The organism is Legionella sp. PATHC032 (genome assembly GCF_026191185.1).
GTDB lineage: Bacteria > Pseudomonadota > Gammaproteobacteria > Legionellales > Legionellaceae > Legionella.
In genome coordinates, this window is the sequence record NZ_JAPHOV010000001.1 from 180,081 (window position 1) to 201,229 (window position 21,149).

Here is a 21,149-nt window from a genome sequence, read left to right on the forward strand (position 1 = left end):
TATTGCGGGTTTATTTGCTGACAAATCATTATCATTTACTCATTGAAACATCGTTTGGAAAGCTATCAATATGAAGGGAATTGGAAAATATTTTGGGCTTCTCTACCCAAGAATTAGCAGAATTATAAAACAACATTATATACAAGGGCAAAGGGCAGGATTTGACCCTCACTTCTGCTCTTTTCTTTAGGATTGAGTCATGTTACAGAGAGATTAATTAATTGGTGAACTATCCCTTTTACCATAAAAATGGTACAACAAATTAAATTATTCGAGACCAAAAGTTAAATAAATGGGGCATCAATTCATGTTTAATGTTTCTATTAGAAAGGCTACTCCTTTGGATGCTGAGGCGATTGCATCAGTACATGTTCATTCTTGGAAAAAAGCCTACCAACAATTTATTCCAGAAACAGTACTCAATAGTTTATCAATTCCTGAACGCAGCCAACTATGGAATGAACTACTAAATAATGGCGTAACAGTGCTTGTATTGGAAATTGACAATCAAATAATTGGGTTTGCGAGTATTTGTACATTTCGTGATAACATCGAGGATAACTCTAAAGGGGAAATTAGTGCTATTTATATACACCCCAATTTTTGGCATCAAGGATTTGGTAGGCAATTGTCTCTCGCTGCATTAAAAACCCTGAAAGAACTCGGCTATACTGAAGCCTTGCTTTGGGTTTTATCAGATAATAATCAAGCGCGTAGCTTTTATGAAGGTATAGGCTTTGAATTAAATGATAAATCAAAACTTGAGGAGTTTTACGATGGTGGAGCGTTATTAAAGGAAGTGCTGTATAAAATGAAATTATAATCTCAACCGGCCTCTTTTCGCTTTTCGATTTTAATGACTAGACTTTGATCATTTGTTGAGATGCGAGCATAACCGAATTTATTATACCATCCTTAGAGTATGATTTTGTCCGAAAATCCTAAAAGATAGGTCGTTTAGAGACAAAAGGTTTTGAGAGCAGTTTTGAAACACTATTTTTAGGGGCAAAATTAAAAATTACAATAGAGTAGGGAGTGTCCCAAAAACACATATTTTTGGTGTATTTTTTGATTATTTGCGATTATGAACCAAGCATTACATCCAGAATATTCTTACGCAAACATATAAAATAGTCATGCCTATAACTGGAATTATAACAAAGCCAAGGAACAGGTGAATCTGTGTCCTGTTTTCGGATGAGGATCTGTAAAATTTTTTGAATTTATTAAAAATTGACATTCAATATACCCTTTCAACTTATTTGATTATATATCTATTTAAATCTCTACCGGTATGGTTTTCATCATACATGATGCTTCAATTTTTCTTCCTCGCTTTTATCATATCAAATTACAGAATGGAGTCCCGAGTATAAATTCTGAATGGTTTGTAAGATATTTCCATTGTTATAATTATTTGAAAAATAAAAGATATTTATTTTTTGAATATGATATATCAAAATAATTAGTTGGTCAAATATTGTTCATTATGCTCAAATGATACTAGGTTATTGTACTTACAATATCAGGAGATCATCATGCAACAATCTACTTATAGTCAATCAACAAAGTCACCTACGGGAAAAAAAGTTATAATCTGTTTTAACAGAGAGGAAGAGAACGAAATTCAAGCATTTATCAGAAGATTTAGAGTAATTCATGAAGAAAAAGGGTTTGATCCTGATGATCTTGATATTCAGGTAATCTACCCTTGTGATATTGCTTCGGACCAATACATGACTTGGTTAGGAACAGACCCTACTGAAGAACAAAAAGAAATCCTAAGCAAGCTTAAACCACAAGATAAAATTTATATCTGGGGACATGGTGCTCCTAATTATGCTTATATTCCTGGGGTTTTTTATACTGAATTAGCTGAATATCTTGAAAAGAGTATCAATAAAGAAAATTTTGGACCAGGTAAAGGGCCACTTAATATTACCGTAGAAATATGTAATGGAGCACGAGGAGGAAACCAAGGTAAAGATAGTTTTGCAGCTAAACTACATTCACTTTTAGGAAAAAAAGGAATTGATAGCACTGTAACAGGGAGATTAAGGAATGTATTTATAGATCTTCAATTTTTACCCCTGCATGGAATTAAGACTATTGAACGTGCTAATGATGGATTAGTTAAAGCAGGTATTTATGAATCTGAGAGCATGTACCAACGAATGGCAGAGCGGAGTAAAGTTACCTATAAATGGGATGAACGAGACTCTAATGTTCAAGTAAGAGTTGATAGTTATCGGGAGTCTACATTAATTGGATTTATAAAATTAAAGCAAAGCATTTTAGAAAGAATGAATGATTCTGATTCCGGTTTATTAAATAACCGTGATTTGCATAAAATTTTATTAACTATTGAATTCAATTTAATGCAAAATGATAAAAATCTTGATATCAGCCTACTTCAAAAATCCACTGCGCAATTAGGTCAATATTGTTTGAGCTTTGGTATATCAAAAAATGAATTGAAACAATTCGGCTTTGACTATTTTCTTGATTCTCTTGGAAAAAAGGCAACTGAAAATGGCTTTTTAAAAGCAGAGACTGGGATTAGAAAAGATCAACCGCTTCTAGAAATAGAAAAAAAATCATTTTATGAATCGATTAATGCCCACCCATCTTTTATGGAACTAAATAGACTCGTGTGTATTTTAAAAGAAAAAAATATGAGTAGTGCAACAGAATTAGCTGAAATAATTGGTTCATCTTGTGATGGGTACGATTTATATTCTACTTTCTTTTTATTGACCAGGAATTATAACATGGTTAAAAACGATGGTCTTATGGTTGTTCCAGATCATATTGAAAAATCAATGAATCTTTTGAACAGAATGATTCACTTAGCCTATGAAAGTAAATTAGATAACTTGCAAAAACAAAAGGAAATTCAAGAAATTAAAAGTCAAATGGTTTTTTATAAAAACGCTCAATATGAATTTGAAAATATGTCAATTTTAAATAACCAGGATCCAGAAAAGGAAGGGGTAGTATATTTTGAAAAAATATCGAGTGGTTTATTTAGATATAAAGTAAAAATGAATGATGAAATCTTTACTGATGAGATAAATTTATCAAATTTAATTAAAAACTCAGAGGGAAAATTCATCCACATGAAAGATGATTTTTCTTTACTCAATTCACTGAAACAACAAATATTAGATATTACATCACAAAGAGGACACACCAAGAAAGAATTAACTTTCTGGGGTAAAATACAAATTATCTTTAAAGCTATAGCCACTGGCATCGAAAATGTACTTGGAGAACGTCATGAAGCAAGCAAATTAGAGTTTCTCGGTAATTTATTCCATTATCCCTATGAGACTGTTAAAGCTGAACTTTCTGGTCAGGCTGAACATGCTAATGTATTACACAAAATAATCTCAAGATGCGAACAACAAATAACAACTGCTTGCTTAATTGAAAAGCAATCAAGTATGAAGGGTCGGCTGAGGGAAATAATATTACCCAAACATGAAGAATCTCTAGAAAATAGTAATTCACAGTTCTCACACGTAACTGTGTCAATCTAAAAATTTATGCTCTACCTCATTTATTCTCGTTGAAATAGGTAGAGCTAATTTATACGCATAGCTTTGTTCTAAATGAATTTATGATAAATAAAATCAATAGGTTAATTAATTAAAAATTTGATTCACGCTCTGGGTGACCCTCAATCTGGGATCTTGATCTTAAGGAGCAACATGTTCATTACTGTTTTTTATAGGTTTCATTGTCTATCCTCCGGTTAAAAGTTGTTTGGGTGTAAGTTAAAATCAAAAAGCCCGTAAAATATGGCAATGAATAAAATACACCATAATTGTACTTTAAATGGACAATTTAACTGTAGTTTAAATAGAACAAATTACGGTTATAAAGGGACAATGTGAGCTTATCCAAAGAAGAGTAGATTGGAGCAAGGCCCCTGTTCGAGACGTGAAAGGCTCTTAAATGAACCTAAAGGGGAGCAAGGAAAGTCCTATTATGGTGAAATCTTTATATGTGTTCAACCATCTGGAAAGACGCGTTTGGTGCTGTAGTGCCCCTATGGGCGAGCCTCAAGAATAGTCGTTGTATAGGGGAAACAATTCCAATCTTTTTTTACTCCATTGATGATGATACTGATCTCGGAAATTTGCTCTAACCCTCCTTGGATTCCTGTATTCAAGAAACACACCTTGTTAACGCCATCCATTGTGATGAATAAGTTTGTAGTACCAGGGCTAAAAGCGATATTTGGAGGCCAATAATAGAGATCATTGCTGTGTTCTAAAGGAGATGGCAGGCCTCTGATCATGATAGTTGCCCCAAAAGACACAGTGCAGATCCACATTAATAGTAAAAAGAGGGTGGGTTTCATAAATACTTATCCTTTTAAATCAATAATATGTTAAATAGATTGCCTAAAGACATTCTCTTACATACTCCAATACTATATAGGATAGACTATATATAACGTGGTGTACTTGATTGGAACTCCTGAGATGGGATGAGTAAGCACATAATAGCAGGCAGACCCCTATGCGACCTTTTCAATGTAGTAAATCCCTGTTTGTTTTTAAACTCTCTGTTATGTAAAAACACTTAATGGGAATATGGCTCTTTGCATCAAATGCACAAACTGTTCATAACAGCATTGTTGGGGAAAGTCATCTTATAATAAAGGCATAGTAGACTGGTATTTTTTTCTGTCTTATCATTTTCTATGGCATATAAATACCCTAAGTGTGCACAATTTTGATAAATTTGGTTCTTCGGTTATCATATCTCATACATTTAGCAACTTGTATATTTGCAACCAATGACGCCATTATTTCCGCAAAAAGGTCATTACATAACCATAAAACAAGGTAGGAGTGGAGTTTGCTTTCTCCTGGCTTGCCTGGATTGTTTGCTCAATGGTGAAACAGAAGGGGCAGATATTATTCGCGAAAAATTCAAACAAACAAAGTCCGGCGTCATTGTCCGAATTAAACGTACTGACAATACCATGAAGGTGCATTGGGAAAAAATGACAGGAAAGTATATTTATTCTTATGATCCAAGAACTGATGAGGACGTTATTTTTATCGATAATGAAAAATTAAAAGAAATTGATAACAGTAAAAAAGGGACTAGCTCCAATTCGCTCGCAGTAAAAATTTTAGAGCGCATTAGTGCTTATTATTACCAAGTAGCGTGGGATGGGGACAGTCTTTTGGCCCATAAACTACGCCCAAAATTTCATAATAATCCTATCGCCAAGCAAAGTGATACTGCGTTTCTAGCCAAACTTTTGGGAGTTCAAGTCACTGTTTTCCATGATCCGGACAGGCTAATTAAACTTAAAACAATAAATTCCAAGATTCCTGTCTATGTAGGGATGAATTTTGGTAAGCCGGATAGATTGGGCAAATATAGGCGTCATGCGTTGCGAGTTGGTAATATTAAGCATTTGGAACATGGAGAGTTTGAGGTTACTTTAATCAATCCCTGGAATAATCAGGAACAAACCACGTATTTGCTCTCCGATCTGAGGCAAAGAAAGTGTCAGTTTGCAGTATTTGACAGTTCCCCACAAAAAAAATTGTTAACAGAAATTTTTTTGGAATATAAGACAGAAATAGGAAATTATATATTTCATAACAAAGAATTAGCTTTTTTATTATGCGAAATGAAGCAATGTGGTTTATTGGATAGCGATTTTGCAAAACATTCTCTAAGTTCTTGTTTAGTTTTGTATAAAAAGCTCCCGAACCTGGTTGCACATTACAAGTGTCTTCCCTATAGCGAACGATATAACATGCTAATGTGTGTTGTTAATTCCAATGGCAATGTGAGTTTATTTAAAAAATTAATGCAAGAATCGTCTGCAGTTGACACCCTCTCTTTGGATAGACTGCCACAACGTCCATATCTCAGTATAAAATCATTTTTTACGGACATACTCTCATCCTTGGAAGCGTCCCTTGAGCGATTGCACTACAGTGACATGCTAAAAACACTAAAAGACAACTACGGTCAATTCCGTTGTGTTAATACTGCGTTAGATCAAGTTGAAAAAAGAAAAGGGATCTATGCTAAAATGGATTTAAAAAATATTAATCAGCGTCTCGAACGGCTGGGTTTCTTTATGAAGTGTCATACGGACCCAAGAGGTCATCGTAACCATAATTTTGGGCAACAGCCAACATTTTAGGAACAAGCTGCTGAAAGGGTGAATGCTAAAAATCATCAAGATAAAAGCGTTTCACTTTGCTATCCGGTAACTTGGAAATGTTTATAAAGAGTTGAAGCAATGCGCTGGGGATGATGCTGCCAGCTCCAATTTTGGGACGCCACATAATACATAAGGAATTGATGTATATCATTATTTATCATTGGGTTTTTCGATAAATCCTCATTATGGTACGGGTAATGGACGATTCCATCCCGATTATTTGCCTCTTGATCACATCTCTGCCGAAGCCCCATCGCTAAGTCACAGGACATCGAAGCTTAGTGCAGTAGAGGGTTTTCAGGGATGTGCTGAAGATTTGGCTCAATTACAGGGGATCATTAAAAAATAAAAGGCAGAATTTTCCTTTATGACTCGCCTTAATTCCCTAATCATTTCCCCTAACCTAGCCACTCCATTTTTTATTCAAAATGAAAATAAATATTGTATTTTGCATTTACAAAAAACAAATAAATTTGTATTGTTTGAGATCACCTTGGTTAATAAAAGAAATTGTATTTATGAAGCGATACATCTGGTTTCACCCATCCTATGTTTCAGAGTCTGCTGAAGCAATCTTGCTTGGGCAACAAACCAATGCCAAGGATCATAGTTATATTTTATTAAAAGACAAAGAATTAGGATCCGTCACAAGGGCAGATCATCTGACAATTATAGGACATTCCTCATTAGCAGCAACACCATCAGAGGATACCGGATTGTATATGCAGGGGGATACAGCAATTGATCTAGTTGATCGATTAACTACTAATGGATTAAAGGAAGCGCCAAAAATGTTGAGCCTTGAGTCTTGCCAAGCAGGAATCCCTGGTGGCCTTGCCCAGCAACTTTCACGATCTCCTTTTTTTAAATACACATTGATTGAAGCGAACCTAAGCGGTGTCGGAAGAAAACCAAGGGAAACGCTGTGGAATTTTCCAACTGATTCTTTAGGCCGCGCCGTATTAAAATTGGATAACAGTCCCTGGATGTTCTATCTGGGGGGCTTTCTGGTTGGGAGACTCATTCATGATACCTATAGAACCAAGGATTTATTTCATATTTTATCCCCTCCAGCTTTCCATGAGCATTTCTTTGTCTATTATAAGCCAGGCCTTTTCGGAGGTAGAGCCGGACGCTATTGTTTTTTTAACAAGAGCACAATAACGTTGGAAAAGGCATCGAACCTGGCCCATGAAAGCCCAGATTCAGCCAGTGCCAAAGCCCTTGAGGTGGTCTTGGAAAAGCTTTATTCCCAACCCGTTTAATTTCAATATACAAGTCCTGATCAATAGACTTTTACACAGACTCACCCTCAATAATAATTAAGGAGCAATATGAATTGATATGGGATCATGTAAAATGACTTTTGAGCGAAACCCAGTTAAAATAGGTTACTTATGGTATGGTTGAGAGTGCCAATTAGCGCTCCGCCATTTTATTAACCAGCTTTCTGGGATGAATTAACAAGGAACGTTCAACGATCACAACAAGAGTACATCAAAACGGTGCCGCTTTTCTCTTTTGAGAATGATATGGCGGGATAATGCGTTGCAGTACTGAAGCGTATTGTAAATATATGGAGAATAACAATCTGAATCTTAATCTTAATAAAGGATTTTATAATGTCACAGATTCCAGCATTTGTTATTCGAAATTTGACTAAAACCTATTTAATGGGTGAAGTAGTTATTCATGCTTTACGACGCATAAATCTTGATCTATACCAGGGCGAGCTGGTCGTATTTTTAGGGCCATCAGGAAGTGGCAAATCAACATTATTGAACATTATAGGGGGATTAGATGTCCCTTCATCGGGTGAAGTAATTTACAAGGATCACCTCATTACCTCGGCCAGTCAATATGATTTAACTCGTTATCGTCGTGAGCATATAGGATTTGTATTTCAATTTTATAACCTGATTTCGAATCTTACGGCTTTGGAAAATGTTTCTATTGTTACTGAAATTGCAGACAACTCCATGCGCCCGGAAGATGCAATTAAATTACTTGGTTTAGAGCAACGCATGAATCATTTCCCCGCCCAACTATCCGGAGGAGAACAGCAGCGGGTCGCGATAGCTCGGGCAATAGCCAAGAACCCGGATGTCCTCTTATGCGATGAGCCTACAGGCGCGCTCGATTGTGAGACGGGTAAAATCGTTTTAGCGACACTTGCTTTGGCGAATCAAAAATTAAAAACAACTGTTGTCATTATTACCCATAATATGGTCATCAGCGAGATGGCTGATCGCGTGATCCATATTGCCGATGGTGTCATAAGCAAAATATCCAAAAATAAATTCAAGCGCAAACCAGAAGAATTAGAATGGTAACAGCATTAAACAAAAAATTGTGGCGTGATGTTCTCAAATTAAGAAGTCAAATCATCACAATCGCATTAGTTGTTTGCAGTGGAGTCAGCGTTTTAATTGCATCAGTCAATACCTATGTTTCTTTAAGGAATGCACAACAAGAGTTTTATTCAGAATATCATTTTGCAGATGTCTTTGCTTCATTGAAAAGAGCGCCTGACTATTTAGAAAAGCGTATAACAGAAATTTCAGGAGTATCTCGGGTAGAGACTCGAATTGTAAAAGATGTTGTGCTTGATTTGCCTTGGATGCTAGAGCCAGCTGTTGGTCGCTTTATATCTATATCGAATAAAAATAAATCGGGTTTGAATCAATTGTTTTTACGCCAAGGAAGATGGCTTAACAGCAATCGATATGATGAGATACTGGTGAATGAAAGTTTTGCAAACAACCATAATCTAAAACCAGGTGATCGCATCATTGCTTTATTAAACGGGCACAGAGAACAGTTAAAAATTGTTGGGGTTGTATTATCACCTGAGTATGTGTATGCCATTCGCGGGGAAGATTTGCTTCCAGACAACAGGCATTTCGGTATTTTTTGGATAGATAGAAAGGCATTAAGCACTGCTTTTGGAATGCAGGGTGCTTTTAATGACATCAGTATTAAACTTGCGCCCAATGCGTCAGAGCAATTGGTGATGGCTCAATTGGAAAGAATGTTTCATTCTTATGGTTTGACCATCGCGTATTCACGAAAAGATCAGGTGTCTGATCGATTCGTAACCAACGAAATAAAACAGCAAAAAATTATTGCCACTTATATTCCGCCTGTTTTCCTCTTGGTGGCAGCATTTTTATTAAATTTGGTGACAGGACGTTTGGTAAGTAAAGAGCGTGAGCAAATAGCTACTTTAAAGGCATTGGGTTATGGTGACTTGGCAATTGCCTACCACTATATCAAAATAATTTTAATTATTATTGTTATTGGGTCGCTTGCCGGGGTGTCACTAGGTGCCTGGTTTGGTAATTTGATGACAGAACTCTATACCGAGTATTTCAGGTTTCCCAAGTTCTCTTATCTGTTTTCCAATTGGGCCGCCGTCATTGGGATCCTGGTTTGCCTTTTGGCGGCTCTTTTGGGAACATTGCGTGCGATTTACCAGGTCATAAATCTCATGCCCGCAGTAGCGATGAAACCGCCTGCCCCTATCGTGTATCGAGCCACTTCGATTGAAAAAATTAAATTTTTTTCAAGACTTCCCAGTAGTGTCAAAATGGTTTATCGATATATTTTCCGTCATTTTTTACGCACGATGTTGACCTGCGTAGGTATTGCCTTGGCAATGGCTATCGTAATACTGGGATTGTTTTGGCAAGATGCAATACGCTATCTCATCAATACCCAATTTATAATGGCACAACGTGAACATGCCATGGTGAGCTTTAATAATCCCGTTAACAAAGTAGCGGTAACGGAGTTGAATAAAATTATCGGGGTTACGAGCAGTGAAGGTTATCGTATTGTTCCTGCTCGATTAACTTACCAACATCGAAGTGAGTTATCCTCGCTGTTTGGTATCGCTGAAAATGCAAAATTAAAAATTTTATTAGACAAGCATCTTAATCGAATGGCTATCCCTGAACAGGGTTTATTGATCAGTGAGGGATTGGCAGAACGATTGCGTTTGGTTGTTGGTGATAGTCTTGATATCGAACTTCTGGAAGGGAATAAAGCAAAAGCCCAATTGACAGTGCAAGGGATTATAAATGACTATATAGGAATGTTTGCCTACATAGAAATTAAAACGCTTAATCGTTTATTAAATGAGGATCGGTTAATCAATGCAGCGGCTATTACAGTAGACACCAAACATGTCAAACATTTATATAAAAAGGTAAAGGAAATACCTAAGATAGGTACTATTACTTTTAAAACATCCATTATTAGAACATTTGAGGAAACTTTCGCGAGGCACATCCTTGTGTTTACTACCATCCTTGCAAGTTTTGCCATCATTATAGCTGTGAGTGTTGTTTATAATAATGCGAACATTACCCTAGCAGAAAGAGCGAGAGAATTAACGACATTACAAGTTTTAGGATTTACTGAGGGAGAAGTATCCACATTACTGTTTTTAAATCACATGTTTGAGATAATGATCTCCACCCCTTTAGGATTAATTGCCGGGTATTTCCTGTCCTGGTCTATACTGCAATTAATGCAAACCGATTGGTTTAAGATTCCTTTTGTTATAGAAGCTAAAACCTATGTTATTTCGATTATGGTTATATTTTTTTCTAGTTTAATTAGTTTTTCTATTATTCAGCGTAAAGCAAGTCATCTGAATTTGACAGCTGTATTAAAGGTAGCAGACTGATGAAGATAATGAACCTGAATTTGAAAAAACTAGTAGCGTACTTTGTGGCAATAGTCGTAATTTTTAGTGTTGTTCTTTGGATCCTTTCTCACCAGGGCATTCCAGTTGAAAGGGCAAAAGTAAAATATGATCATTTCATTCAGTATATTGAAGACGATGCGAAAACACGTGCTATAAAAATATATAGTATTGTGTCTCCCGTGTCAGGAGAATTGTTACGCATTAATTTGACAGAAGGTGATAAAGTAAAAAAAGATGATGTAATTGCCACTATTAAGTCCAAAATCCCGGCTTTGCTAGACATTAGAGCAAAGCAAGAGTTAGAGCAGGAATTGGGTACGGCTGAGGCGTTGTATGAACAGGCGAAGGCGGAGTCAATTCATGCTGAAGCAGCACTTGAGACGGCCCAGTCGGATTTAAAAAGAAAGGAACCGCTCGCAAAAAAAGGGTTCGTTTCGGAAACAGAATTGGAACATGCCCAGTTGGAATATCAATTAAGACAGAAAGAGCATAATGCCGCCTTGCGTAAGTTACATGCTGCAGAGCATTACATTTTAAAAGTTAAAGCATCGCTTTCAGCAACACAGGGCAGTGAAACGAATCAGCAAGACCAGATTGAGGTTCGTTCACCTGTCACTGGTTCGATTTTGAGAGTGATTGAAAAAAGCTCAACTACTGTAGAGCCTGGCACAAAAATTATGGATATTGCCGATGTGGTTGGTCTTGAAGTCGTGGCTGACATATTAAGTGATGATGCAGCAAAAATTCCTCCACATGCGAGAGTTATCATTAAACGATGGGGCGGATCTTATCCTTTGGAGGGGCGTGTGCGAATTGTTGAGCCAAGCGGTTATACTAAAATATCAGCGCTTGGAGTTGAGGAACAACGCGTCAATGTCATCATTGATATCATTACCCCATATGAACTATGGAAAAATCTTGGCGATGGGTATCGGGTGGATGTGGAAATCATTCTTTTTGAATCGAATCATGCTCTTGTAGTGCCCATGAGTTCTCTATTTCGCGATGGAGAAGATTGGGCCGTTTTTGTTGTGAAAGGGCGCAGAGCATATAAGAAAAAATTAACTATAAAATACCATAATCCGGATTACGCGGTAATAGAGGGTGGTTTAGAGCATGGCGATGAGGTCATCCTTTATCCCAGCTCTTTGATTCATGATGGAGCCTTAATTAAATAACAAGGTTATTTTTAAAACTGAAAATAATTGTTTTTCATGGCATAAAGAAACGGTTTAAAGGTGATTATTCCGCGATAAAAAATACCTCTTTTTTATTGGCTTTGACGTAATAAGGTGCTTCATCTGCTCTTAATGTGAGTATCTCATGTCCATTATCAGTCACTAAAATGGTATGCTCCCATTGAGCGGATAAAGAGACATTCTTGGGTAACTTCTACTAACTTTTTAGCAAATGGCTTTACGTTGCCAACGAGAGACATTTTGCTGGTATCCCCAATATAACCGTCTTTTTGTACAGTGACATCAATATTAATAATGTCGCTATTTTTAAGTTTTTTCTCGGAGGGGATACCATGGCAGACCACGTGATTTATCGATGTGCAAATGCATGCGGGAAACCCATAGTGGTTTAACGTCGAAGGAATGGCTTTCAAATCCTCGACAATATACTGACGACAAATTTGTTCAAGCTCATTGGTGTTTGCACCTGCAATGGCATAAGGTTCTATCATTTCAAGTACTGATGCGGCCAAATGACCCGCAACCCGCATTTTTTCTATTTCTTCAGGCGTCTTCACTAACATCGTATATTTCACCTGGTGAAGCTTGATGGACTAAAATTTTAAGAATGTCAGTATAGGTAATCGATGGATTTTCTTCCGCCAATTTTCCTATTCTCATCCAATATTCTGCCTGTGAATTAATTGAGCGACTCATGGCTTTTGCCATCAGTTTGGTCGCTTCATGCAGCTCGTCCGAAATTTTTACTATGCCCATATTTTTTGTGGAAAACAAATAAACCAAGCAATAGATTAGGGTCAATTTTTTCCTCTTTCCTTATCAAGCTGACTGGCAAGGAAAAAAGAAAGACGTCCCGCACCTTGCTTTGCTCCTTTCTGCTGTATTACAGGGCACTCAAATATAGTGATTGTTCTACAATCTAAACAATCAATTAGTTTTTTATGTGATTATTTTGTATTATAATAATCCAAATATGACTGGGATTTTCCAATGAATTTAAAAAAAGAAGTATTCTTAAACCAAAATTGTGCAGAAATGATGATAAAGAAAGCTGCTCAGTTGATTTTAGGCAGTGATCTTGATTTTGAATACACTCAAGGTGTGCAAGATGTCCAGGTTGATTTGGGCCCGGCTTTTATGTTTAGCCCAGACGAAGAAAAAATACTATGGGTAAGTGGGAAAAATCAGGAATCGTTGGAAAAGGATCTGGCTACTCTTAATAAAAGCAGAGTTTACTTTTTCCGTACCGGTACTCAAGGTGGGGCTGGCCATTGGCAAATCCTCTATTATGAGACTGTGAAATCAGGTTGGGTTAGTTATTCCTCTCAATCAAATCACTTTCAAGTGACCGATAGCAATGGAAAGTTAACAGTCAGTGGTAAGGGACTACTTGCCCCCCATACCAATTGGGGAAAGGGAAATGGAAATTATGCATTTTTACTTGTTAATGCAAGTGTACAAAACATCATTCATGCAGCGAATTTCGTATATACTTATAGAACTCAAAATGAGGATGCTGCAATACAATATTGTGCGCTCAATCAGGCGCTTCATCCAGAAATAAAGAGCACAACCAGAGTCAGGGCTGAACCAGAAACTAGAACAATGGGAGAGATTGATAATCCCCCTAAAGATCTATCTTGCAAGATACTTAAAACTATTTACAGTAAGCATCTAGCCTTGTTACATGTCATCAATCGCCTGGAGGCAGGAAGTAAAAGCTACAATCCTTACTGGATGGGTAGTCAAGAGAAGCTCAATAAAATTTTTGAGGCACTTGGGCATTGTTATCAAAAAGGCCTTGATGTCGATAATGAATTAAACAATAGCAACAGCAAATTATCCAAAGCAATCAATATGCGCCGCCTCCCATCGCTTTTTAGTTTTTGGGGTGGAAAGAATGAATCCCCAGTAGAATCAAGAAAGATAATTGATGCAAACAGGATTGGCAGGCTAAATAATTTGTGAAAGCTGCAAATAGTTCATGACATGGCCACTAATGTTGTTGATAGTGCAAAAGGACAGACCAGTTTACGGTCATTTAATCATAAAGGTGAACGGATGAATAACTCAGATGGACAATCAATGACAAGAATTGATGAAATGGTACCTGACATCTATCGAATCAGCACTTCAATATCGCAAGAGGTAATTCCTGGTGGATTTTCATTTAATCAATATTTAATCGTTGATAAGATGCCTTTGCTATTTCATACAGGCCCTTTACAGCTTTTTCCTGCCATCAGCCAGGCTGTAGCGAAGGTAATTCCAGTAAAGTCTTTATCTTTTATAGCTTTTTCACATTTTGAGGCAGATGAATGTGGTTCGCTAAATGAATGGTTGAAAGTAGCTTCTGATGCTGTTCCTCTGTGTGGACAAATCGCTGCGATGCTTTCAATTAATGATATAGCGATGCGTAGCCCTAAAATCATGAGCGATCTGGAACAAGTTTCTTTGGGCAAACATAACGTACAGTGGTTGGATGCACCGCATTTACCGCATGGATGGGATTGTGGATTTTTGTTTGAAACCACTAGCAAAACACTATTTTGCGGCGATTTATTTACCCAGCCTGGGGCAGATCATAAGCCTGTAACAGAAGAGGATATCCTGGAAAGCAGTGAAATAATGCGGCAAACAATGGATTACTACGCCCACGGAAACAACCAGCGTCAGTTATTTGAAAAATTAGCAAACACACACCCCAAGGTATTAGCCTGTATGCATGGGAGCGCCTGGAAAGGAAATGGGTTTCAGTTGATTAATGCCCTGGCTGATAGAGTCTGTGGTGATGTGTAATGGTTCCGCACTCTCCAGTAAAGCAGATCAGAGTCAGGTTTTCCCCTTTCCCTGGCGAAAATAAGGGGCATGCACTATAAAGTCCTGATCTTTTATGCTTCAATGACTCATGATGCATTCAAGTCATGGTTTATTGGCCGATAATTTTTACCAGGACTCTTTTATCACGGCAGCCGTCAAACTCACCATAGAATATTTGCTCCCATGGACCAAAATCCAGTCTTCCTTCTGTAATAGCGACAACCACTTCTCGCCCCATGATTTGGCGTTTGATATGAGCATCAGCATTATCCTCACCAGTGTCATTATGGCGGTATTGCCTGATGGGTTCGTGGGGTGCTATTTGTTCAAGCCATTTTTTATAATCTTGATGCAAGCCGCTTTCATCATCATTGATGAATACGGAAGCGGTGATATGCATGGCATTAACTAATACTAAACCCTCTTGAATACTACTTTCCTTTAAGCATTCAATGACTTTATCTGTGATATTGATAAATCCCATACGCTCCGGGATATTAAACCATAGTTCTTTTCGGTATGTTTTCATGTTTTGGCGATAAATCAATATCTGGCAAACATATAGCATTCCTGGCTCTATTTCAAATGGATGACAATTTAAATTTAATCTTTATTTAGAGAAACTACCCGGGAAGTCATGGGGATATGGAGAGAACATCCTATTAAGGTATTTTGAGCTTATGGTAAAAATGTAAATGCTTATAAAATTAACGTATTCAGTCAATTATAGATATTGGTGATTTGCAAAACCCAGATAGCACCAGATTGGGTAGAGTTCTCACACAGACAGCGGATGACTTATAAATCAGGGATAGATCTTTCCGCTCTGAATCAAAACTTTGATTGTTCTTTGACAGCTTTTCAAATATATTCAATTTAAGAATCGCTTGGCAAATTCAAGTGTATTTATCGAAACGAGTCATCTCTGCGATTCAGGTATCCAGTGGACTAGTTTTGTATCATTCCAGCATGGATTCCCATCAGCAAGGGAATGGCATAACTTTGTAAAAAATCGCGCAAATTGATTTTGTTGTTTCAAGAAAGGGAAGAAGAATGACTGGTAAAATAAAAATTGCTGTTTTAGGTTTGGGAATAAGCCTGGGGTGCTTCGCAGGGGAGATGGGTACTATTCAAAAAAGTGGTTTTTACCTGCAAGCGATGCTGGACTACAATTGGTTTCATTATAACAATGTGTATACTGCTTCCTTTTTTGGGCCACAAAATATTACGGCACTTGAAGCGTCTATCGATGATCAATGGGGTTATGGCCTTGGTTTGGGATATCGGTTTAATGATTATTTGCGGACAGCCATAACAGTGCAGGCACGGCCGGATGTTAACTTTGCTGTAACTGATGATGCTCCTGAAACAGCAACAGGACATTTTGATAACTACACTTATATGCTCAATGCCTATTTATCTAACCCTGATTTTTCCATTATGAATTTCAACCCTTATATTATGGCTGGTGCCGGGGTTGCTTATAACAAAACAACGAACATTTACTGGCCAGCGGCTGCTCAGACGGAGTTTGCTGACAAAGCAACAAAATTTGCCTGGCAGCTTGGTATTGGAAGTCTTTACGCCCTCAGTGACTCTTTGTTAATAGATATCAATTATAATTTTATTTCAATTGGAGAAGTGAGGAATTCAGGTCAGTATAATGCTATTGCAGCCAATAATACGCCAGCCTCAGGTGCGCCAACAAAATTCACCAACGTATACAGCAATCAAGCTGAAATTGGTATTCATTATCAATTTAATACTTAGCATCAATTCAAGATAAGTTTAGGTAAAAAGGTGATATCAATGGAGCCGCTTTTTAACCTGTCCATTGGTATCTACTCGACTAAAATGACAAGCACTTTCGTGGTCAGGTTTTTTTCCGGTTTTTATCTGCCTTGTACATTCATTAATAGTTTCCCTGCCAAATTTTCCTGTAATTTTATAGATTTTACCTATTGATGGAAAAATAGCCTGGTCAATTTCCCATGATTTTAATCGTGCTGTGTTTAAGTGGATTGTAATGTATATAAACCGTTGCCCTTGATCACGTTTCGCGACATCATAGCTATAAGGTTAATAAATATTCGAAATAAATTGGGAAGTTGGGTTAAATATGGCTATATTTGTTAGTATGTGAACACTGCCAGAATATCCAAACTCTGGATAAGTAGTTAATCAAATTAATTTCAGGGCAAGGAAAAGGATTTATAAACAGATTTGAATGTTTTGGTTAGCATCTCAATCAAGATAAACAAGGAAAGCATAATGTCTAAGACCATCTATTTTTTCAGTAACAATTTGAAATTGGAAGGAAAACTGGAAGAACCAACAGGTCAATGCCTTGGTTATGTTTTATTTGCCCATTGTTTTACCTGCGGTAAAGATATAGCAGCTGCGAGCAGAATTGCCAGTGCTTTGGTCTCTAATGGATTTGCGGTATTACGGTTTGATTTTACAGGCCTAGGCCGTAGCGAAGGTTCTTTTTCGGAAACGAATTTTTCTTCAAATGTTGAAGATTTGGTTGCCGCGGCTGACTATTTAAGAACTCATTATCAGGCTCCTGTTCTGCTGATAGGGCATAGTCTTGGTGGTGCGGCTGTACTTCTTGCCGCCAAGAAAATTACTGAAGTAAAGGCAATAGCCACTATTGGTGCGCCTGCCAGCGCTCATCATGTGAAACACCATTTTTCTGCTGATTTAAGTAAAATAGAATCTGATGGCGAAGCTCATGTTACCCTGGGCCCACGCTCATTCACTATTAAAAAACAATTTCTACAAGATATTGACAGATACCAGGAAACGATTAAAAGCGACGCTGGTAAAGCTTTACTCATTATGCACTCTCCTATAGATAAAGTGGTATCCATTAAAGAGGCGGAAAAAATCTATAAAGCCGCTCAACATCCCAAAAGCTTTATCAGTCTTGATAAGGCTGATCATTTGTTAAGTAACAAAAGGGACTCACAATATGCTGCAGAAGTTATTGCTGCTTGGGCCAGCCGTTATTTAGCTCCTCCATCAGAGGATAAAATGGCTGAGTAGGCTCAGAGTTCTCCCTTTTTCTTAAGGGAGAATAATTGGGTATACTAAGGAAAAAGAAAGATTTGCCCCTTGATATGGAATTAATGATTTGTTTTGGCTTCCCCGGTATTGGGATCAATATACAATTTCCTTTTTTCATGGTTGGCTGTTTCACCTTTTATTTTATAAATACCCTCATCAAACTCAATTTCAATGATTTTGAATTTACCCTCATTTTCAATTTTTTTGGTAATGTCTATGATGGAATATTTCGGCTGTGGGTGTTCTTGTTTTTTTAAAATCTTGCCAGTAGCTGGATCAAGATGAATTTCAAACTTAACACCTTGCTCATTGTTGCCTTCGACAGTCAATATGCCATCGTCAATTTCAGCGTCATGGATGTTTTTATATCCTTGGTCAGACAACTGCTGAAGAATAGTACTTAATTTTACAGTAGAAGTTTCTTCAGATTTTGTTGCTTCAGCCATGGCAATAGGGGCGACCAATAATCCTGAAAATAAAATCATGGCTTTAAGGTAATGTTTAATATTTGGCATCCTGCTTATCTCCTATTGATAGTGTGTTATTATAAGGTCAAATAAATCGCTAAAAACGAAATTTTTTGAAGAGATTTCATGTTAAAAAATCATTGTTTAACTATAGTCATTTGAGCAATGGAATGCAAAGTTACTTTAATTTTACAAGGAATTTCACTGCCTATAGCACTTGTTGTGTATTAATTATTTAAAATATTGCTTTAATTTTTTTGCATGCAAAATATGCAGCAGCCGAAATGGCACCTGCAATAATCCCTATAAAGAAATCAACTCCTATAGACATAATTGACGACAGGTTTTCTGTGTAATGATGAATGGCGGGTATTTGATGAGTAATAATACCCCCTCCTACTAAAAACATGGCAATTGTTCCTGCCACGCTTAACATTTTCATAAGTACTGGCGCTGCGCCAATCAAAAGAATCCCAATTTGTTTAAGTAGGTGCTTTTTTTTACGTAAAATGAAGCCCAGATCATCTAATTTCACAATGCATGCAACCAAACCATAAACACCAATGGTCATAATTAATGAAATTAAAGTTAATATCGCTATTTGGTTAACCAAGGATGTAGCAGCAACCGTACCTAGTGTAATGACAATAATTTCAGCTGATAATACAAAATCTGTCCGTACCGCCCCACGAATTTTTTCTTTTTCAAATTGACGCATATCGATGGTTTGTATATCTATTTTCTTTTTTGCAGCCTCATTTTTTTTATGGAAAATTTTTCTTATAATTTTTTCAAAACCTTCAAAACACAAATACAATCCACCCAAAATCAATAGGATACTTACCAGTACGGAAGCGAAAAAATTTATTAAAATCGCTAATGGGATTAATATCAATTTATTAACAGCAGAGCCTTTAGCCACTGCACCTATGACAGGTAATTCTCTGCTCGCATGTAAGCCTATGATTTGCTCAGCATTGAGTGCCAAGTCATCACCCAACACACCGGCTGTTTTTTTAGTTGCCACTTTAGTCATGGCAGCTATGTCATCCAGTGCTGTTGCAATATCATCAATCAGTGTTAATAAATTTGCACCTGCCATATTGAAGCCGACCTTAATTTCATGATTCCTTTAAATACTAAAGCAAATTCAAAGCATTGCAAAAAGATTGTTTGTCTCTCTTTTGAAGATTCGAACCTGATAATATAAAAAATAAGATCATTTCAATGATCGTATCCTGATTTCCAGAATTCTAATTTTGGATACATTGCTCACAAGTTAATGTTTTATCTCTTATCCCAAATGGGGTAGAAGCCTGAAAAAATGCTAACTGTTTTAAAATCATCGATTATCTGCTCAAAGGAGCTAGTATTTTGATTGAATTAAAATGGTAAGTGGTTAATGCGCTTATGATTCAATATCAAGGGATTGGGGGCTTTTTCTTAATGTCTTAAGTTGACTCTGCCTGGATTTTTCATCCAACATTTTTTGTTTGGATCTTCTCGAACGTCGCCTCTTTTGGCGTTTTATCTTTTCGATTCTTTGCTGTGTTTTTGTTTTTTCATCGCTTAATACGACTTGTAATTTCTCACAAAGCCGTTGTCTTGCAAAATAGCGGTTATCTTCACGACTCCTGGATTCCTGGCATTTTATTTCCATGCCGGTAGGCACATGTTTCAAATAGACTGTCGAAGCCGTTTTATGCAGTTTTTGTCCACCTTTACCACTGCCTAGTATAAATTTTTCAGTAAGATCTGTTTCATAGATATGAAGACTGCTCATTTTTTCTGTCAATATTTCCCATTTCTCTTTGCTAATCATGAAGTTTCTTTGGTCCAATAAAAAATGCCTTTAAACCATTATAATAGCTGAATTCAAGCCAAATAAGTTGCAAAGAAAGAATGAGGGAGTTTGAATGGCAGAAAATTTATAATCAACATATCAAGCACAAACAGTGGATTCAGGCAGGTAACAACTGAGCTCACCTCAAATTTGAAGACACTATGAGTATATTACTTAGTCGTGTTTTTTATAAAAAACCGCGCAATTTCTTCAGTTAAATGAGTAAGGTTCGTATTCATACTCTGCACAAGCGCCTCAATACTGATTAAGGGGACTTTAATATGGTAATAAGCATTTCCTTTGTGGATTAACTCTTCTTTTCGATAAATAAGGTATTCGGCTCTTAAAATACTGTTACCATGAATATCAATTTCAAATTGTGAAATCATGACTTGAAGATGATAATCCGGGTGGAATTTATTGTCCCAAGGTGAGGCCTGAACGACTACTCCTGGCATTAGAGTTGAAAGATTAGTAGTTAATACAAGAGTAATATTCTTATCCAAGGCTCCAGCCCATTGGTTAAACTCTTCAAGAGTTAGGTGATGGGGAGTCTGGTGAATCATTAATTGAGGTTTTTTCATATAATCAGGGGTACTCACTTCATCAACACCAATCTGTAAATGATTATAGAAATTACGGCTGTTTTTTTGAGGGGGGATAGGTGTTAATAAATAAAATTGAGTTTCCTTGCTTCGACCGCAATCGCAGAGGGTTAAGGCAATGAGCAATATTAAGACAAACTTCACAGGTTTCTTTCGAAGTTCAACATAGCTAGCAAAAGGCGAAGATGTGATGCTCTCAAAGGAGGAATATATAAAAGAGTCTC

19 protein-coding genes and 1 pseudogene are annotated in these 21,149 nt (G+C 36.9%); 11 read left to right on the forward strand and 9 right to left on the reverse strand.

What is annotated here, in order from left to right:
• Positions 1-307 precede the first annotated feature (307 nt).
• Both OQJ02_RS00780 and OQJ02_RS00785 read left to right on the forward strand, forming a co-directional pair.
• The gene (locus OQJ02_RS00780; protein WP_265717448.1) at positions 308-823 is read left to right on the forward strand and encodes a GNAT family N-acetyltransferase; all 516 of its coding nucleotides are present in this window, start codon (positions 308-310) and stop codon (positions 821-823) included.
• A 715-nt stretch (positions 824-1,538) separates the two neighbouring features.
• Complete coding sequence (locus OQJ02_RS00785; protein ID WP_265717449.1) at positions 1,539-3,542, forward strand: hypothetical protein; 2,004 nt, start codon at positions 1,539-1,541, stop codon at positions 3,540-3,542.
• Positions 3,543-4,054: 512 nt separating this feature from the next.
• On the opposite strand, the gene OQJ02_RS00790 is transcribed toward OQJ02_RS00785, so the two are convergent.
• Entirely contained in the window at positions 4,055-4,306 is a 252-nt protein-coding gene (locus tag OQJ02_RS00790; protein WP_265717450.1) for a hypothetical protein, read from the reverse strand.
• Between the two features lie 504 nt (positions 4,307-4,810).
• Between OQJ02_RS00790 and OQJ02_RS00795 the strand changes: the two genes are divergently transcribed.
• Entirely contained in the window at positions 4,811-6,187 is a 1,377-nt protein-coding gene (locus OQJ02_RS00795; protein ID WP_265717451.1) for a hypothetical protein, read from the forward strand.
• A 25-nt stretch (positions 6,188-6,212) separates the two neighbouring features.
• Here the strand turns inward: OQJ02_RS00795 and OQJ02_RS00800 are convergent, their stop codons facing one another.
• Positions 6,213-6,359, reverse strand: coding sequence for a hypothetical protein (locus OQJ02_RS00800; RefSeq protein WP_265717452.1), 147 nt, complete (start codon positions 6,357-6,359; stop codon positions 6,213-6,215).
• A gap of 367 nt (positions 6,360-6,726) precedes the next feature.
• Between OQJ02_RS00800 and OQJ02_RS00805 the strand changes: the two genes are divergently transcribed.
• The 4 genes from OQJ02_RS00805 (at position 6,727) to OQJ02_RS00820 (ending at position 12,100) form a co-directional block, all read left to right on the forward strand.
• Entirely contained in the window at positions 6,727-7,473 is a 747-nt protein-coding gene (locus OQJ02_RS00805; RefSeq protein WP_265717453.1) for a hypothetical protein, read from the forward strand.
• A gap of 357 nt (positions 7,474-7,830) precedes the next feature.
• Positions 7,831-8,541, forward strand: coding sequence for an ABC transporter ATP-binding protein (locus OQJ02_RS00810; protein WP_265717454.1), 711 nt, complete (start codon positions 7,831-7,833; stop codon positions 8,539-8,541).
• Positions 8,535-10,901, forward strand: a complete 2,367-nt coding sequence (locus OQJ02_RS00815) for an ABC transporter permease (protein ID WP_265717455.1) — start codon at positions 8,535-8,537, stop codon at positions 10,899-10,901. Before OQJ02_RS00810 ends, OQJ02_RS00815 begins: the two co-directional genes overlap by 7 nt.
• Positions 10,902-10,921: 20 nt before the next feature.
• On the forward strand, positions 10,922-12,100 hold the full coding sequence (locus OQJ02_RS00820) for an efflux RND transporter periplasmic adaptor subunit (RefSeq protein ID WP_265717456.1): 1,179 nt from the start codon (positions 10,922-10,924) through the stop codon (positions 12,098-12,100).
• 191 nt (positions 12,101-12,291) lie between these two features.
• Here the strand turns inward: OQJ02_RS00820 and OQJ02_RS00825 are convergent.
• Together OQJ02_RS00825 and OQJ02_RS00830 are read right to left on the reverse strand one after the other, a co-directional pair.
• A pseudogene (locus tag OQJ02_RS00825) lies at positions 12,292-12,684 on the reverse strand (M24 family metallopeptidase); the annotation flags it as partial.
• Positions 12,665-12,877 carry a ParD-like family protein gene (locus tag OQJ02_RS00830; protein WP_322783398.1) on the reverse strand — a complete coding sequence of 71 codons (213 nt, stop codon included), beginning with the start codon at positions 12,875-12,877 and terminating at the stop codon, positions 12,665-12,667. The pseudogene OQJ02_RS00825 and the gene OQJ02_RS00830, both read right to left, overlap by 20 nt.
• A 234-nt stretch (positions 12,878-13,111) precedes the next feature.
• On the opposite strand from OQJ02_RS00830, the gene ravD reads away from it, so the two are divergent.
• Positions 13,112-14,089 carry a Dot/Icm T4SS effector deubiquitinase RavD gene (ravD, locus tag OQJ02_RS00835; protein WP_265717458.1) on the forward strand — a complete coding sequence of 326 codons (978 nt, stop codon included), beginning with the start codon at positions 13,112-13,114 and terminating at the stop codon, positions 14,087-14,089.
• A gap of 93 nt (positions 14,090-14,182) precedes the next feature.
• Positions 14,183-14,920 (forward strand): MBL fold metallo-hydrolase, encoded by a 738-nt coding sequence (locus tag OQJ02_RS00840; protein ID WP_265717459.1) that lies wholly within the window; start codon positions 14,183-14,185, stop codon positions 14,918-14,920.
• 130 nt (positions 14,921-15,050) lie between these two features.
• Here the strand turns inward: OQJ02_RS00840 and OQJ02_RS00845 are convergent, their stop codons facing one another.
• Positions 15,051-15,470, reverse strand: a complete 420-nt coding sequence (locus OQJ02_RS00845) for a secondary thiamine-phosphate synthase enzyme YjbQ (RefSeq protein WP_028378801.1) — start codon at positions 15,468-15,470, stop codon at positions 15,051-15,053.
• 524 nt (positions 15,471-15,994) lie between these two features.
• On the opposite strand from OQJ02_RS00845, the gene OQJ02_RS00850 reads away from it, so the two are divergent.
• Entirely contained in the window at positions 15,995-16,711 is a 717-nt protein-coding gene (locus OQJ02_RS00850) for an outer membrane protein (protein WP_265717460.1), read from the forward strand.
• A gap of 501 nt (positions 16,712-17,212) precedes the next feature.
• Positions 17,213-17,989 carry an alpha/beta hydrolase family protein gene (locus tag OQJ02_RS00855; RefSeq protein ID WP_265717461.1) on the forward strand — a complete coding sequence of 259 codons (777 nt, stop codon included), beginning with the start codon at positions 17,213-17,215 and terminating at the stop codon, positions 17,987-17,989.
• An 80-nt stretch (positions 17,990-18,069) separates the two neighbouring features.
• Here OQJ02_RS00855 and OQJ02_RS00860 read toward each other — a convergent pair whose 3' ends face one another.
• The 4 genes from OQJ02_RS00860 to OQJ02_RS00875 form a co-directional block, all read right to left on the reverse strand.
• Positions 18,070-18,525 carry a PepSY domain-containing protein gene (locus OQJ02_RS00860; protein WP_265717462.1) on the reverse strand — a complete coding sequence of 152 codons (456 nt, stop codon included), beginning with the start codon at positions 18,523-18,525 and terminating at the stop codon, positions 18,070-18,072.
• 187 nt (positions 18,526-18,712) lie between these two features.
• The gene (locus tag OQJ02_RS00865) at positions 18,713-19,579 is read right to left on the reverse strand and encodes a DUF808 domain-containing protein (RefSeq protein WP_265717463.1); all 867 of its coding nucleotides are present in this window, start codon (positions 19,577-19,579) and stop codon (positions 18,713-18,715) included.
• A gap of 306 nt (positions 19,580-19,885) precedes the next feature.
• On the reverse strand, positions 19,886-20,299 hold the full coding sequence (locus tag OQJ02_RS00870; protein WP_265717464.1) for a peptide chain release factor family protein: 414 nt from the start codon (positions 20,297-20,299) through the stop codon (positions 19,886-19,888).
• Positions 20,300-20,490: 191 nt separating this feature from the next.
• Positions 20,491-21,069, reverse strand: a complete 579-nt coding sequence (locus tag OQJ02_RS00875) for a PqiC family protein (RefSeq protein WP_265717465.1) — start codon at positions 21,067-21,069, stop codon at positions 20,491-20,493.
• Between the last annotated feature and the right edge of the window lie 80 nt (positions 21,070-21,149).